11 protein-coding genes are annotated in these 15,437 nt (G+C 69.4%); 4 read left to right on the top strand and 7 right to left on the bottom strand.

What is annotated here, in order from left to right; translation table 11 throughout:
• Positions 1-11: 11 nt before the first annotated feature.
• Complete coding sequence (locus tag G4G00_RS08830; RefSeq protein WP_108753884.1) at positions 12-764, top strand: glucose 1-dehydrogenase; 753 nt, start codon at positions 12-14, stop codon at positions 762-764.
• Between the two features lie 18 nt (positions 765-782).
• Positions 783-1,970, top strand: coding sequence for a GDSL-type esterase/lipase family protein (locus G4G00_RS08825; protein WP_164272704.1), 1,188 nt, complete (start codon positions 783-785; stop codon positions 1,968-1,970).
• Between the two features lie 176 nt (positions 1,971-2,146).
• On the opposite strand, the gene G4G00_RS08820 is transcribed toward G4G00_RS08825, so the two are convergent.
• Genes G4G00_RS08820 through nudE form a run of 4 tightly spaced genes read right to left on the bottom strand, consistent with a single transcriptional unit; the run spans position 2,147 to position 4,683 of the window.
• Positions 2,147-2,476 (bottom strand): YnfA family protein, encoded by a 330-nt coding sequence (locus G4G00_RS08820; protein WP_164272701.1) that lies wholly within the window; start codon positions 2,474-2,476, stop codon positions 2,147-2,149.
• Positions 2,473-3,306, bottom strand: a complete 834-nt coding sequence (gene mazG / locus G4G00_RS08815; RefSeq protein WP_108753887.1) for a nucleoside triphosphate pyrophosphohydrolase — start codon at positions 3,304-3,306, stop codon at positions 2,473-2,475. Before mazG ends, G4G00_RS08820 begins: the two co-directional genes overlap by 4 nt.
• A gap of 13 nt (positions 3,307-3,319) precedes the next feature.
• Entirely contained in the window at positions 3,320-4,123 is an 804-nt protein-coding gene (gene cysQ, locus G4G00_RS08810) for a 3'(2'),5'-bisphosphate nucleotidase CysQ (protein WP_108750808.1), read from the bottom strand.
• The gene (nudE, locus tag G4G00_RS08805) at positions 4,120-4,683 is read right to left on the bottom strand and encodes an ADP compounds hydrolase NudE (protein WP_108750809.1); all 564 of its coding nucleotides are present in this window, start codon (positions 4,681-4,683) and stop codon (positions 4,120-4,122) included. Before nudE ends, cysQ begins: the two co-directional genes overlap by 4 nt.
• A 77-nt stretch (positions 4,684-4,760) precedes the next feature.
• Here nudE and bioA point away from each other — a divergent pair, with 77 nt between their 5' ends.
• Entirely contained in the window at positions 4,761-6,152 is a 1,392-nt protein-coding gene (gene bioA / locus G4G00_RS08800) for an adenosylmethionine--8-amino-7-oxononanoate transaminase (RefSeq protein ID WP_240336102.1), read from the top strand.
• Entirely contained in the window at positions 6,143-6,880 is a 738-nt protein-coding gene (locus G4G00_RS08795) for a 16S rRNA (uracil(1498)-N(3))-methyltransferase (RefSeq protein ID WP_164272695.1), read from the top strand. The genes bioA and G4G00_RS08795 overlap by 10 nt, the downstream gene beginning before the upstream one ends.
• 66 nt (positions 6,881-6,946) lie before the next feature.
• On the opposite strand, the gene G4G00_RS08790 is transcribed toward G4G00_RS08795, so the two are convergent.
• The 3 genes from G4G00_RS08790 to G4G00_RS08780 are packed head-to-tail and all read right to left on the bottom strand — an operon-like array spanning position 6,947 to position 15,364.
• Positions 6,947-7,411, bottom strand: a complete 465-nt coding sequence (locus G4G00_RS08790) for a chemotaxis protein CheW (protein WP_108750812.1) — start codon at positions 7,409-7,411, stop codon at positions 6,947-6,949.
• Positions 7,408-8,751, bottom strand: coding sequence for a chemotaxis protein CheB (locus G4G00_RS08785; RefSeq protein WP_164272692.1), 1,344 nt, complete (start codon positions 8,749-8,751; stop codon positions 7,408-7,410). The genes G4G00_RS08790 and G4G00_RS08785 overlap by 4 nt, the downstream gene beginning before the upstream one ends.
• Positions 8,738-15,364: an Hpt domain-containing protein gene (locus tag G4G00_RS08780; RefSeq protein ID WP_164272689.1), complete on the bottom strand. Its 6,627-nt coding sequence runs from the start codon at positions 15,362-15,364 to the stop codon at positions 8,738-8,740. The genes G4G00_RS08785 and G4G00_RS08780 overlap by 14 nt, the downstream gene beginning before the upstream one ends.
• Positions 15,365-15,437: the final 73 nt, after the last annotated feature.

The following is a 15,437-nucleotide window of genomic DNA, read 5'->3' as shown; positions in this document are numbered from 1 at the left end:
GAGTTTCCCGCATGTCGTTCAAGGACAAGGTGGCCATCGTCACCGGTGGTGGCCGTGATATCGGTCGCGCCGTCTCGATCAAGCTGGCCGCCGCCGGTGCCCGCGTGTGCATCAACTACGCCAACGACGAAGCCAGCGCGCAGGACACGCTGGCCGCCATCCAGGCCGCCGGTGGCCAGGCCATCGTGCACCGCGCCGACGTGACCGACGCTGCTGCCGTGGCCGGCCTGGTGGCCGCCACCCAGGCCGCGTTCGGTGAGCGCATCGACCTGCTGGTGAACGTGGCCGGCGGCATGGTGCAGCGCCGCCCGCTGGCCGACATCGACCCGGCGTTCTTCCACACCGTGATGGACCTGAACCTCACCTCCACCTACCTGACCACGCACGCGGTGGTGCCGCACATGGGCGAAGGCGCGGCCATCGTGAATTTCGCCTCGCAGGCAGGCCGCGATGGCGGCGGCCCGGGCGCTTCGATCTATGCCACGGCCAAGGCAGCGGTGATGACCTTCACCCGTGCCATGGCCAAGGAACTGGGGCCGAAGGGCATCCGCGTGAATGCACTGTGCTGCGGCATGATCGCCACCCGCTTCCACGATGAATTCACCAAGCCGGAAGTGCGCACGGCGGTAGCCGGTGCGACCCCGCTGCGCCGCCAGGGCGTGCCGGAAGAAGCGGCGGATGCGGCGGTGTTCCTGGCCTCGGACGCAGCGGCCTTCATCACCGGTGCGAACCTGGATGTGAACGGCGGCACCTACTTCTCCTGACCTGAGCGGACCCTTCCCATGCAGCGCTGGATCACCCTGCTTTCGCTGGCTCTCGGCGCTGCCGTGGCCGCCCCCGACACCCAGGCCGCACCGGTCTGGGTGACCGCCTGGACCGCGTCACCGGCGCCGGACCGCAAGGACGGCACGGCCGAGGCGCCGGTGCAGTTCGCCGCGCAGACGGTACGCCAGGACATGCGCGTGGGCAGCCGTGGCGATGCGCTGCGGCTGCGCATCAGCAACGAACTGGGCACCACGCCGCTGCGCGTGGAAGATGTGCGCGTGCAGTTGAAGGGTGGAAAGGCTGCGGCGCTGGCGGTGACGGTGGATGGACGCAGCGCGATCGAGGTGCCGGTGGGCGCAGCGCTGTTGAGCGATCCGCTGCCGCTGCGGCTGGGCGCGCTGCAGGAAATCAGCGTGACCGCGTGGTTCCCGCAGCCGACACGGCCGGCCGTGCGCCGCACGGTGGTGCGGGTGGTGGATGGCCCGCAGGCCAGCGTGGCCGATGCGGTGAAGGTGAGTTACCAGCAGAACGTGTTTTCCGCGGTGCTGGTGCAACGCACCGACCGACCGCAGGTGATCGTCGCCCTGGGCGATTCGATCACCGAAGGCGCCACGGCCCGGCGCGGCTCGTTCAACCAATGGCCCGAGCGGCTGGGCGAGCGCCTGCAACAGGCCTGCCCCGACCGTTTCGTGGTGCTCAACCAGGGCATCAGCGGCAACAAACTGCTGGACCACGGCCGCAGCCATAGCGCGCTGTCACGACTGGATCGCGACGTGATCGCGGTGGCCGATGCCGATCAGGTGATCCTGTTCGAAGGCATCAATGACATCCGCAACGGCGGGGGCGCCAAGCCGCTGCCAGGTCGCAACGCAGCGGACATGCTGCTGGGTTACCGGCAGGTGGCGGCGCGGCTGCAGGCACACGGCATCCGCGCGTGGTTGGGCACGCTGACCCCGTTTGGCGGTTCAGAGCGCTACGAGCCGGTGTCGGCAGCGACACGCACGGCCATCAACCAGTGGGCGCGCGGCAAGGACACCGGCTTCGATGGCGTGGTCGATTTCGACGCGGCGCTGCGTGACCCGGCGGCGCCGGAAGCCTTGCCGGCGGACATCACCCGCGACCACCTGCATCCCAATGACGAGGGTTACCGGCGCATGGCCGAAGCGATCGACCTGCGCATGCTGGGCTGCCAGGCCCCGCGTTGAACCGCTGTTGTAGAGTCGAGCCATGCTCGACTGCCTCCAGGCTTCGGTAGAGCCGAGCTTGCTCGACTGTTTCCAGCAAAAGCAGTCGAGCAAGCTCGACTCTACAATTCCCAGCAGTCGAGCAAGCTCGACTCTACGAAAGAGCAGAAGCAGTCGAGCAAGCTCGACTCTACCGTTCACGGGGTGGCGGCGCGCGGGCCGAACATGATCACGGCCATGCCGGCCAGGCACAGGGCGGCGCCCAGCAGATCCCAGGGGCTGGGGCGGATGCCGTCGACCAGCCACAGCCAGAACAGCGCGGTGCCGATGTACACGCCACCATAAGCGGCGTAAACGCGCCCGCTGGCGGTGGGGTGCAGGGTCAGCAGCCAGGCGAACAGGGCCAGGCTGGCCGCCGCCGGCAGCAGCAGCCAGGCGCTGCCGCCCTTGCGCAGCCACAGCCACGGCAGATAGCAGCCGACAATCTCGGCCAGCGCGGTCAGCAGGAACAGGCCCAGCGTTTTCACGCTTTTTCCGCGGCCTTGGCGTGCTGCCAGAGGGCTTCCTGCGCATCCAGGTCCAACCCCGCCAGCGCTTCACCCTGCGCCTCGGCCTGCGCTTCCATGGCGCGGAAGCGGCGCTCGAACTTGTGGTTGGCCCCGCGCAGCGCCGCGCCCAGATCAATATCGGCATGGCGGGCCAGGTTGGCGCAGACGAACAGCAGGTCGCCCAGTTCCTCCTGCAGCCGTGCCTTGTTGCCGGCAACATCACCGCGCTCGAACTCCTCGCGCAGTTCCTGCAGTTCCTCGGCGGCCTTGTCCAGCACCGGCAACGGGCCGGGCCAATCGAAGCCGACCCGCGCGGCGCGTGCCTGCAGTTTCACCGCACGCTGCCATTCGGGCAGGCCGCGCGAGATACCGGCCAGCGCCGAGCCATCCTGGTCACCCTTGGCCGCACGTTCGGCACGCTTGATCGCATCCCAGTTGCGCATCACGCCATCGGCGTCGTCCACGTTCACATCGGCGAACACGTGCGGGTGGCGGCGCTGCATCTTGTCACTGATCGCGCGGGCGACATCGGCGAAGGCGAAGCTGCCCTGCTCTTCGGCCATGCGCGCATGGAACACCACCTGCAGCAGCAGGTCGCCCAGTTCATCGCACAGATCATCGAAGTCGCCACGATCGATGGCATCGGCTACTTCATAGGCCTCTTCGATGGTGTACGGCGCAATGGTGCTGAAATCCTGCTGCAGATCCCACGGGCAGCCGCCCTGCGGATCGCGCAGGCGCGCCATGATGCCCAGCAGGCGCTCCAGTTCGGTGCTGGCGGCACTGCCGGCGGTGGGGGTATCGCTCATGCAGCCTCCAGGTTCAGTCGGTCAACCAGTCGCGCCACGGCAGGCTGGTGTCGCCCAGGGCGATGAAATCGCCATTGAGCAGCGTGCTGCGGCGGTTGTAGCGGAAGGGCTTGCCGGTACGCGCCGACAGCACGGCACCGCCCGCCGCGTGCAGCACGCACTGGCCGGCGGCGGTGTCCCATTCCGAGGTGGGCCCCAGCCGCGGGTAGACGTCGAGCCCGCCTTCGGCAATGCGGCAGAATTTCAGCGACGAGCCCTGCACCACGGTTTCGATGTCGCCCATGCGCTGCAGCAGCGCGATGGTTTCCGGCGAGCGGTGCGAACGGCTGGCCGCCACCCGCAACGGGGTCGCGGCCGGGCTGCGCGTGCGCAGCACGGTGTCGTGCAGGCCCTGGCGGCGGTAGGCCAGTTCACCGCGCATGGCGTGCCAGACGATGCCGGTGACCGGCGCCTGCACCACGCCGAACGCCGGTGCACCCTGGTAGATCAGCGCGATGTTGACGCTGAACTCGCCGTTGCGCTTGACGAAATCGCGGGTGCCATCCAGCGGATCGACCAGCCAGTAGGCGCCCCAGTGCTGGCGTTGTTCCCAGGGCACCAGCGCCGATTCTTCGGAAAGGATCGGCAGATCCGGGGTGAGCTGGCGCAGGCCCTGCTGGATGACACGGTCGGCGGCCAGGTCGGCCGCGGTGACCGGGCTGTCGTCGGCCTTCAGGGTCACGTCGAAACCGCTGCTGTAGACCTGCATGATCGCCTGCCCTGCTTCCTGGGCGATGGCGATGGCGGTCTCGCGCAGTTCGGTGGTCAGCTTGATCATCGTGCCGCCTGCAGCCACTGCCGCGCGATGAACAGCGCGGCCAGCGAACGGCCTTCGGAGAAGTCTTCGCGCAGCATCAGCTGGTCCAGCTCGGCCAGCTTCCACGGCACCACTTCCAGCTCTTCGGGCTCATCACCCGCCAGCTTTTCCGGGTACAGGTCGCGGGCTACCACCAGCCACGACTGGTGGCTCATGTAGGTCGGCGCCAGGGTCATCGCGCGCAGCACGTCCACGCGCCGCGCACCGTAACCGGCCTCTTCCTTCAGCTCGCGGTCGGCGGCCTGTTCCGGGGTTTCACCCGCATCGATGCGGCCCTTCACCAGGCCCAGTTCGTAGCGGTGCACGCCGGCGGCGTATTCACGAACGAGCAGTACGGTCTGGTCATCCAGCATCGGCACCACCACCACCGCGCCATGGCCGCGGCTGACCAGGCGCTCGAAGCGCCGGTGTTCGCCGTTGGAAAACTCCAGGTCCAGGTGCTGGCGCTGGAACGGGCCGTTTTCCTCGTCGGTGATCCGATGGATGATCGGCAGGCGACGGCTGGCGCGGTCATCGGTCATTCGGACTCTCCACGGCGGGCGGCGCGCGCGCCGGGGCCGATAGAATGGGCAGGCAGCAACATGTTCATGAGCCCGAAATGCTAGCAGACCCAACCCCTTCCCCGCTGGCCCGGCAGTGGCGGCAACGCGACCTGCAGGTGCTCTGGCACCCCTGCACGCAGATGCGCGAGCACCCGGACACCCTGCCGCTGGTGCCGATCGCGCGCGGCCAGGGCGCCTGGCTGATCGATCACGATGGCAACCGCTACCTGGATGCGGTCAGCAGCTGGTGGACAAACCTGTTCGGTCACGCCGAACCGCGCATCGGCGGCGCCATTGCCGCCCAGGCGGGGCAGCTGGAGCAGGTGATGCTGGCCGGGTTCAGCCATGAACCGGCGATCACCCTGGCCGAGCGCCTGCTGGCGCTGGCACCGCGCCAGGCCGGGCGCGATCCGCTGGCCAAGGTGTTCTTCGCCGACAACGGCTCGGCCGGGGTGGAAGTGGCGCTGAAGATGGCCTTCCAGTATTTCCAGAACCGCGGGGAGCGCCGGCGCACGCGTTTCATCGCGCTGGAGAACGGCTACCACGGCGAAACCCTGGGGGCGCTGGCGCTGGGCGATATCCCGCTGTACCGCCGCGTGTATGCGCCGCTGCTGGCCGAGGGCCTGTTCGCGCCCTCGCCCGATGCCTACCTGGCCGAGCCCGGACAGAGCGCCGCTGAGCGCGCCCTGCAGGCCGCCGACGGTCTGGCCACGCTGTTCGACCAGCACCCGGGCGAAATCTGCGCGGTGATCCTGGAACCGCGCCTGCAGTGCGCCGGCGGCATGCGCATGCACGACCCGGTCTATCTGAAACGGGTGCGCGAGCTGTGCGACGCACACGGTGCGTTCATGATCGCCGATGAAATCGCCACCGGCTTTGGCCGCACCGGCACCCTGTTCGCCTGTGAACAGGCCGGGGTGATGCCCGACCTGATGTGCCTGTCCAAGGGCCTGACCGGCGGCTTCCTGCCGCTGGCCGCGGTGCTGGCCACGCAGGCGCTGTACGACGCCTTCCTGGACGATTCACGCGAGCGCGCGTTCCTGCACTCGCACAGCTATACCGGCAACCCGCTGGCGTGCGCGGCCGCCCTGGCCACGCTGGACATCTTCCGCGACGAGGACGTGATTGCCCGCAACCGCGGCATCGCCTCGGTGATGGGCGCCCTGGCCGCGCCGCTGGCCGACCACTCGCACGTGGCCGACGTACGCCAGGCCGGCATGGTGGTGGCATTTGAACTGTCGCGCAACGGCGATCGCCGCACGCCGTTCGACCCGGCATTGCGGCTGGGTCTGCACGCCTACAAGGCGGCGCTGAAACGTGGCGTGGTGCTGCGCCCGCTGGGCGATGTGCTGTACTGGATGCCACCGTATTGTGTGGACGACGAACAACTGGAACTGCTGGCCCACACCACGCTGGCAGCCATCGACGAGGCAATTGCATGCGCGTGACCCGCTGTCCCATCGACCTGCCGCTGCACAGCGGCCAGACCCTGACGCTGCCCGAAGACACCGCCAACCACCTGGTACGGGTGATGCGCCTGCGCGAAGGCGATGCCTGCGTGCTGTTCAATGGCGATGGCCACGACTACAGCGCCGTGCTGACCGTGGCCGGCAAGCGCGAGGTACAGGTGCGCATCGACAGCGTGCAGGCCGTCGGCAACGAATCGCCGCTGGCCATCACCCTGCTGCAGGGCGTGGCGCGCGGCGAGAAGATGGACCTGATCCTGCAGAAGGCCACCGAACTGGGCGTGGCCGCGATCGTGCCGGTCAATGCCGAGCGTACCGAGGTGAAGCTGGACGCCGCCCGCGCGGAAAAGCGCGTGGCGCACTGGAACAACGTGGTGACCTCGGCCTGTGGCCAGTCCGGGCGTGCACGCATTCCGGCGGTGGGCACACCCCTGTCGCTGGCACAGGCAACGGCAGCGTTGCCGGCCGACACCCTGCGCTTGACCCTGGACCCGCTGGGCAGCCACCGCCTGTCCACGCTGCAGGCCGCACCGGCGGGGGGTGTGGTGATCGCCATCGGGCCCGAAGGCGGCTGGTCGCCGCGTGACCGCGATCAGCTGGCCCAGGCCGGTTTCCAGGGCCTGCAGCTGGGGCCGCGCATCCTGCGCACGGAAACCGCCGGCCTGGCCGCGATTGCGGCATTGCAGGCGCGGCTGGGGGATCTGGGGTAAGGGGCGCGTTCCGCGAGCGAAGTGCCGACCAAGGTCGGCACCTACCGAGCGCGCGCAGCCGCCGGATCAGGCGGCCAGCGAATCCAGCGCGCTTTCCAGCGCATCCAGGTTCGGCAGCAGGGCGCTCTTTTCGCCCAGCAGCACCCGCATGTGCACGATATCGGGCAACGTTTCTTCCGACGCGTCGGCCAGCAGACCGTCGCGCGGCACCGAGATCAGCTGCGGGAAGTTCTGCGTCAGCAGCGCGTAGTACGGGCGCTGGGCGTTGCCGCTCAGTGCCTTCAGCACCACCACCTTGTTGTGCCCGCCCACCACTTCGTCGCCCAGGCCGGTCAGGCGCGCGAACGACAGCAGCGGCACCTGCCAGCCGTGCCAGGCAATCTGCCCCAGCAGCCAGCGCGGCGCGTCGGCAATCGGTTCGATCGCCACGCGCGACATCATTTCGGCCACGGTGGCGTTGGGCAGCAGCACCCGCTCGCCACCGGCCTGGATCAGGACGCCGCGGATCTCATCATTGCTGGCGTAACTCATGCTGCGTCTCCGTCATCGTCGTGCCGGCCCCAGCGCGCGGCGATCGCCTGCGCCAGTTCCTGCGGTTCACCGGCGACCATGCCGGCAGCCACCACGGCCGTGGCCGCAGCCGGGTCGTAACAGCCCTCGCCTACCTGTCCGGCCACCCAGGCGCCAGCGGCGGCCAGGTCCAGTGCCGGCCCCACATGGGCCAGGTCGGCGCCGCTGAGCAGCACCACGGCGGTATGCGCCGGCGACAGGGCGTCGATCGCGATGCCCTGCGCACGGGTCTGGAAGTACAGCCCGTCCGTGGCCGCCTGCACGCCCAGATCATCGGCCAGCACGTGCACTTCACCGGGTACGGCGCGCTGGCCCGGTTCGGCCAGCTGCACCGGCAGCGGCGAAACGCGCGCCATCTGCTTGACCAGGTTGCCGTAGCGGCCACCGTCCAGGCGCATGTGCACCAGCACCGGCACGCTCAGGTCGGCCGGCAGCGCGCCCAGCAGGCGACGCAGCGCATCGGGACCGCCGATACCGGCCAGCACCAGCAGCGCACCGGCGCGGGCGCCGGCGGGCAGCGCTGCATCCAGGTCCACCAGGCTCAGGTGGTCGGTATCGAAGGTGGACGGCGATGCAGCGGCGGATGCCGCGGTGGTCGGGGCCGGCGCGCTGGCGGGTTCATCCACCAGCGACCAGGCGGTGTGGTCGCCCAGCGCGACCGACGGCACCGGCGGCGGTTCGACCACCGGCGGCGCGATGTCTTCGGCAACCTCGGCCGGCAGCGGCGGCTCGGGCAGCACCGGCTGCAGCGCGGCCAGTGCCTGTTCCAGCGCGATGGGCTCATGCAGGTCGGCCGGAGGCGAGTACAGGCCATCGGCCGGCACGTCATCGGCCCACGACAGCGCCTGGTCCAGGTGCGGCTGCAGCGCGGCATCCTGCGGCTGCGGCGGCGTGGACGGCAGGCCCGGTTCCAGTTGCAGGCTGGGCTCGTCTTCGGCGCCGGGCGGCAGTACCTGCTGGTGGCCGTGCAGCTTGGCCGCCAGGTGGCGGCCCCAGCGCTGGGCTTCCCAGCCGTCACGGCGCGCGGCCAGTTCGGCCTCGTCGAACACCAGGGTCAGCCCCGGCGCGGACAAGGCCGGCTCCAGGCGCTCCAGGGCGTCCTCGATGGCCGCCTCAAGGGCGATCACCACGAACTGCGGCTGTGCATCGGCCAGCGCCCGCGGTTCCAGGCCGCTGGGATCATCTTCCAGCACGATCTGCACATCGGCATGGGCCAGGGCTTCGCGCAGGCGCTCGCGCGCCGCGCCCGGGCGGGCCAGCAGGGCAACGGCCGGAACCGGATTCACATCACTCACGGACACGGGCGATCCCCAGCAGGTCGTACACGTTGCGCATCAGGTCCAGCTCCTGGTACGGCTTGCCCAGGTAGCGCTGCACGCCGATCTCGAAGGCGCGCTGGCGATGCTTGTCACCGCTGCGCGAGGTGATCATCACGATCGGCACGTCCTTGTAGCGCGGGTCGGCACGCATCGCGGTGGCCAGCTCGTAGCCATCCATGCGCGGCATCTCGATGTCCAGCAGCATCAGGTCGGGCACGCGCTCTTCCAGCTGCTCCAGTGCTTCCACGCCGTCGCGGGCCACGCTTACTTCGAAGTTGTGGCGTTCCAGGATGCGGCCGGTCACCTTGCGCATGGTCAGCGAGTCGTCGACCACCATCACCAGCGGCACCTGCCGTTCCTGGCGCGGTGCGTTGTCCTGCACCGGCACGATCGGGTTGGCCAGGTAACGGCGCACCAGCGGCGCCACGTCCAGGATGACCACCACGCGGCCATCGCCGGTGATGGTTGCACCGTAGATGCCCGGTACCGAGGCGATCTGCAGGCCCACCGGCTTGACCACGATTTCGCGGTTGCCCAGCACCTGGTCGATGGCCACGGCCGCGCGCAGGTCGCCGGCGCGCACCAGCAGCAGCGGCACCTGGTCCTGGCCATCGGCACGGGCCGGTGCCTGGCCGACCAGGCTGCCCAGGTCGTACAGCGGGAATTCTTCGCCGCTGTAGCGGTAGCTGCTGTCGGCCGCTTCGAAACGCTCGCGCGACAGGCGGCCGATACCACTGACCGAAGCCACCGGCACGGCGAAGGTGGTTTCGCCAATCTGCACGAACACGGCCTGGGTGACGGCCAGCGTCTGCGGCAGACGCAGGGTGAAGCGCACGCCCTGGCCACGCACCGACTGGATGTCGACCGAGCCGCCGAGCTGGCGCACTTCGTTGCGCACCACGTCCATGCCCACGCCACGGCCGGCCAGCTGGCTGACCTGGTCGGCGGTGGAGAAGCCGGAGGCAAAGATCAGGTTGTCCAGTTCCTGCTCGTTGGGCTGCGCATCGGCGCCCAGCAGGCCACGGTCGATGGCGCGGCGGCGGATCGCTTCGCGGTCCAGGCCGGCACCGTCATCGGCCACTTCCAGCACGATTTCCGAACCTTCGCGGTGCAGGCGGATGGCAACCTCGCCTTCCTCCGGCTTGCCGGCGCTGCGGCGCTGCTCCGGCGCTTCCAGACCGTGGGCCACCGAATTGCGCAGCATGTGTTCCAGCGGCGCGACCATGCGGTCGAGCACGTTGCGGTCCAGTTCGCCGTGGGTGCCTTCCAGGGTCAGGTGCACCTGCTTGCCGGTATCAATGCCGGCCTGGCGCACCACGCGGCGCAGACGCGGCACAAGACCATCGAACGGCACCATGCGCGCGCGCATCAGGCCATCCTGCAGTTCCGAGCTGACGCGCGACTGCTGCTGCAGCAGCGAATCGTACTGGCGCGACAGATCGTCCAGCACGCCCTGCAGGCCGCCAAGGTCGGCTGCCGATTCGTTCAGCGCGCGGCTGAGCTGCTGCAGGGTGGAGAAGCGGTCCAGTTCCAGCGGATCGAACTTCTGATCGGCCTGGTCCTGTTCACGCTGGTAACGCGCGACGATCTGCGCTTCGGTTTCCAGGTCCAGTCGGCGCAGCTGGTCGCGCAGTCGCGCATTGGTGCGCTCCAGTTCGCCCATCGCACCGCGGAACGCCCCGAGCTGCTGCTCCAGGCGCGAACGGTAGATCGCCACTTCACCGGCATGGTTGACCAGGCGATCCAGCAGATCGGCGCGTACGCGCACCTGCTCCTGCTGCGGGCGGGCCAGCGGATCTTCGTCCGGCGTCCCTTCCACCGGCAGCGGTGCCGACAGCGGTGCATCGGCCAGGGCCAGCGGCGCCACGGGTACAACGTTCGATTCCGCTTCGCTGCTGGCAGCAACAACGGCGCTGCCGGCATCCACGCGGGTGCGGGCTTCGAATGCATCCAGCAGGTCCTGCGCCGGCTCCACCGTGCGGTGTTCGCCGGTACGGGTCAGCAGCTGGTGCAGGCGGTCGAAGCCACGTTCCAGCAGGTGTACGTCGGGGCGTTCGATCTCGGTGCGGCCGGCGGCCACGGCTTCCAGCAGCGATTCGATGCTGTGGCCCAGGTCGCCGATGGCGTTGATGCCGGCCATGCGTGCGCCGCCCTTGAGCGTGTGCAGATCGCGCTGCAGGCCGGCCAGGGCCTCGCGGTCCTGCGGCGCTTCGCGCAGCTCGCTGATCAGCCCGTCGCAATGGTCGAGCAGGTCGTTGCCTTCTTCCACGAAGATATCGACCAGCTCGCGGTCGTACACGCTGAAGTCGAGCTGGTCGCTGGGGGCGTCTTCCTGCCCGCTGCTGTCGGTGGCAGGCACGGCAGCGGTGACATCTGCGTTGGCCTCGACAACGGGTTCGACGGCCGCAGCCGCGTACGCGCCCTGCCCCGGTGCGTCTTCCAGTTCGAACAACGGTGCCGGCGCGGGGGTAATCGCTTCGGACACGTCTGCATCCACCGTCGCCGGGGACGGCAGGTCGGCGCTCTCTCCTTCACCGACCGCCGCCTCCCCGCCGACGTCCGCAGCCTCGGCGAAGGCATCAGCCTCACCGGGCGCGAGTTCGCTGGCCTGCAGGCCGAGCACGGGCCAGTCGGCCCGCTCGTCCTGCGCGGGTTCCGGCTCGATCACATGCAGGCCGGCTTCAAGCGCCGCCTCCAGGGTGACCGGCTCGGCAAAGCCGGGCGCAGCCATATCATCGTGCAGGCTCGCCAGCGTGCTGTCGAGCGCCTGTTCATCTTCTTCGTCGTACAGCGCGATTTCGTCGTGCGCCTGCGCCGCTGCCACCGCGTCGATTACGTCAATCGACGCCGGTTCGGCCACGTCCTCAACATCGCTGTCGTCCACCGGCAACGCGCTGGCGTCCAGGTAGGGCGACAGATCATCAGCACCTGTCAGATCGGCGTCATCGGCGTCGGCCGGGGCATCGGGCAGCGTCGCCGTCACCTCTGCAACCACCGCCGCTTCCACTTCCGCGGGCTGCGCAGCGTCGACATCGGCGTCGGCGCTGGTTTCGCGCTCGAGTTCGGCCACATCGGCGCCTTCCGCGACCTGCGGCAGCGCGGGCCAGCCGGCATCGAAGAACGGCGAAAGATCTTCGCCACCGGTCAGTTCAACGCGTTCCAGCTCGGTTTCAACCGGCAGCACCGGTTCGATGTCGGCCAGCGCATCGGCCGACGTTTCGTCCGTCTGCGCCGGTGCCGCGTCGTCTGCATCGATGGCCAGATCGTCGGCGTCGTCATCCTCCATTTCCAGCACCGGCCAGCGCGCTTCGGGCAGCGCGGCAGCCAGCGCCTGCAGGCGCTGCGCCAGCGCATCATGCGGCACGATGCGCGGCTGTTCGGCCTGCAGTGCGGTCATGGTGCCGTCAATGGCCGACGCGGTGTCCAGCAGCGCCGACACGCCCTCTTCCGCTGGCACGGCCTGCGCGGCCAGGGCGCGCTTGATGTACGACTCGGCCGCCCCGGTGACGGCGGTGATTTCCGGCACCTCGGTCATCGCGAACGCACCGTTCATGGTGTGCACCGCGCGCAGCAGCGCGTCGGTCACCGCGTGCGGTGCCTGCTGTGCGTCCTGCAGCCAACCCTGCAACGTGGCCAGGTGCAGCTCCACCTCGGCTTCCAGGATTTCCTGCAGCACGCTGTCGATCTGCGCAGGGGTGCCAACGGCCTCGACCACCTCGGCAGCCGGTTCAGCGGCCTGCTCGGCAACGTCGCTGTCGAGCGCGTCCACCGGCACGGCGATGTCTTCGCTGGGCACGTCCGCCACCGGCGCTTCGGCGACCGGCGCTGCTGCGCCCGGCAACGGCACGTAGAAGGTTTCTTCACCGGCGCCGACGCGGTCGGCGATGGCCTGCATGGCCTGCAGATCGACGGTGATGCGCTGGCCGTGGCGCAGCGCGGCGTTCAACTGCGGCAGCGCCGCGTGCGCGTGGTCGACCATGGCCAGCACCGCCGGCGTGGCCGGGCGGGTGCCGTCCAGTACGCGGTTCAGCAAGCCTTCGATCTTCCAGGCGAATTCGCCCAGCGTACGTGCACCGACCAGACGGCCGCTGCCCTTGAGCGTGTGGAAGATGCGGCGGATCGGCCGCAGCCGGTCCATGTTGTCCGGCTGCATGCGCCAGGGCGGCAGCAGCGTGCCCAGGTTCTGCAGTTCATCGTCGAACTCTTCCAGGAACACCTCGCGGATGTCCTGGTCGATGTTCTCGGCATCGTCTTCGAAGCCGCCTTCGATGCCGACCTCGGCAGCGCCGGTGGCAACGGCCACCGGTTCAACGGCCGGGGCCGCTTCCGGGTGCGGATTGAACTCCGCCGCCGCAGCGCTCAGTTCGGCCAGGAACTGCGCATCGGCCTCGCTGAAATCGATCGGCGCGATGGTGTCCACCTCGATGGTGGCCACGGCGACCGGTTCGGCGTCGGCGAGCACCGGCGCTTCGGCTTCGGCTTCGGCGCCGGGCTCGGCTTCGATCAGGGCGTCGACAATCGCCGGCTCCGCGTCCTCGGCGGCCTCGGCCAGCGGCGCAGCGTCGACGATGTCCAGGGTTGCGTCCAGGTGGGGCGCTTCGTCCAGCGACAGCGTCTCCATCGCATCCAGCGACAGCACGTGCTCGGCATTGTCCAGTTCGCTGGCGTCGAAGTGGAACACCACGTCGTCGCCTGCCACGGCCAGGCCGTCCTGCTCTGCGGCCACCGGGTCGAACGAGGAAGCCACCGAGGACGACACCGCCGGGGCGTCGTCCCATTCGGCCAAGGCCACGCTGTCCTCGGCATCACCGTGGACATGCGCCGTGCCGTCGGCCACCTGCAGCGATGCAGCCGTCAGCGACCAGTGCGACGCGCTGGACGCATCGCCTGCATCTGCATCGGCTTCATAGCTGACTGGATCGAAGCTGGCGAAAGTCGGCGCACGCGCGTCCTCTTCGGCCATCGGCTCGGCGGGCACGCTGTCCGCGGCGTGGTCCAGGCTGCCCAGCTCCCACTGCGGCACGGCCGGCGGCGGTGCGCTGGATGCGGCGAACAGCAGCGGGGCGCTGTCTGCAGGCGCAGCGGCAGGCACGGCATCGGTATCGGCCAGTTCCAGCGCGCCGAATACCAGCGACTGGGCATCGGCTTCGGCAACCGGTTCTGCCGGCGGCGGATCGAAGGTGAAATCAGGCAGCGGCACCGGCACGTCGCCCGGCGCCGGTGCGGCGGGCTGCACCGCGATCTGCACCGGCTCGACCTGCAGGGCGGCCGCGGGCAGCGCGACGGCCTCGCGCAGCACCGGGTCGGGCTGGGCGTCAGCGGCCTCGGCGACGGCCGGCGCAGCGCGCTCGGGCAGCGGCCAGTAACGCAGCGCCTCCAGGCTGCTGCGGGTGATGTCCAGGATGTCTTCGCGGCCCGGACGGCGGTCGCGCAGCGCTTCCAGGTAGTACTCCAGGCTGGCCATGGCATCGGCCAGGGTGTCCAGCTGGCGCCCGCTGGGCACGCGCTGGCGGCCGATCAGTTCGGCTTCGATGTACTGCTGCACACCGCGCAGGTAGTCGGCGGCAGTGCCCAGGTCGAGCATGCGCAGCGCACCGGACACGTCGCCCAGCAGGCGCGGCACGTCCTGCAGTTCGCCGTGGTTCCAGCTGGTCTCGATGAAGGCAACGAAATGCTCGCGCGCGGCGGCGAAGTTGGCGATGGCTTCGTGCGCCAGGATTTCCACCGTGCGGCGGTTTTCCACGGCGCTGGGATCGTCTTCGCCACTGCCACCGGCGCCCAGATGGGCGACCTGGTCGTCCAGCGATGCATCCACGTACAGCAGGGCACCGGCGATATCCAGCAGCAGGTCTTCATCGATCTGCTGGCGGCCTTCGACCACGCCCAGCAGTGCATCGCGCTGCTGCACGACCACGCCACGCGCGGCGCCCAGGCCCATCATGCCCAGGGTATCGGCCACGGCACCCAGCTTGATCACCTGTTCCTGCAACTGCTGCGGCGCGCCGCCGGTGCGCAGGTGCAGGTCCAGTGCATCCTTCACCTGCAGCAGCTCTTCCTTCACCGCGCTGCCCACCGTATCCAGCAGCTCGCGGTTGCGCCCGCTCAGGCTGCCACGGGCGTGGTCCAGCTCGGCCTCGGTGGCGGTCACGCTGTCGGGTGCGAAGGCGAACAGCACGCTGTCATTGACGCCTTCTTCGCCACGCGCAGCGCGGATTTCGTTCAGCAGCGGCATCAGCACGATCGGAATATCGCGGTGGCCGTTCTGCAGGCGCTCCAGGTAGTCGGGCAGCAACACGCTGCCACGCATCAGGGTGGCGCAGGCTTCGTCGCGGTCGGCAACGCGGCCTTCGCCCACGGCCACGGCCAGCTGCTCCAGTTCCTCGGCCACCATCGCCGGTGCATACAGTTCGACCATGCGCAGGGTGCCCTGCACCTGGTGCAGGTAACCGGCGCAGATGCGCATGCGGCTGCCATCGGCCGGGTCTTCCACGAAGTACTCGACCTCGTTGCGCACCAGGCGCAGGGTCTCGTCCAGCTCGGGCTTGACCCAGCCCAGCGCTGCATGGCTCATGGCGTCGCGCAGACTGCTGCTCATCGGTGCGCTCCGGTCGCCGCCGCGCGCATACCGCGCGGACCGTGGCCTGGGGAATGGAAATGCTTCATCGACT

Origin of the sequence: Stenotrophomonas sp. B1-1, from assembly GCF_010894375.1 — a bacterium.
Lineage (GTDB): Bacteria > Pseudomonadota > Gammaproteobacteria > Xanthomonadales > Xanthomonadaceae > Stenotrophomonas.
The sequence above is the reverse complement of the archived record's forward strand: the minus strand, read 5'-3'. Positions and strand labels throughout refer to the sequence as shown.

Bases quoted from the DNA above. Each gene is read 5' to 3' on its own strand.
- nudE (WP_108750809.1), bottom strand. From the start codon at position 4,683: ATGACCGATGACCGCGCCAGCCGTCGCCTGCCGATCATCCATCGGATC.
- G4G00_RS08780 (WP_164272689.1), bottom strand. From the start codon at position 15,364: ATGAGCAGCAGTCTGCGCGACGCCATGAGCCATGCAGCGCTGGGCTGG.
- G4G00_RS08830 (WP_108753884.1), top strand. From the start codon at position 12: ATGTCGTTCAAGGACAAGGTGGCCATCGTCACCGGTGGTGGCCGTGAT.
- G4G00_RS08825 (WP_164272704.1), top strand. From the start codon at position 783: ATGCAGCGCTGGATCACCCTGCTTTCGCTGGCTCTCGGCGCTGCCGTG.
- bioA (WP_240336102.1), top strand. From the start codon at position 4,761: ATGCTAGCAGACCCAACCCCTTCCCCGCTGGCCCGGCAGTGGCGGCAA.
- G4G00_RS08790 (WP_108750812.1), bottom strand. From the start codon at position 7,411: ATGAGTTACGCCAGCAATGATGAGATCCGCGGCGTCCTGATCCAGGCC.
- mazG (WP_108753887.1), bottom strand. From the start codon at position 3,306: ATGAGCGATACCCCCACCGCCGGCAGTGCCGCCAGCACCGAACTGGAG.
- G4G00_RS08795 (WP_164272695.1), top strand. From the start codon at position 6,143: ATGCGCGTGACCCGCTGTCCCATCGACCTGCCGCTGCACAGCGGCCAG.
- cysQ (WP_108750808.1), bottom strand. From the start codon at position 4,123: ATGATCAAGCTGACCACCGAACTGCGCGAGACCGCCATCGCCATCGCC.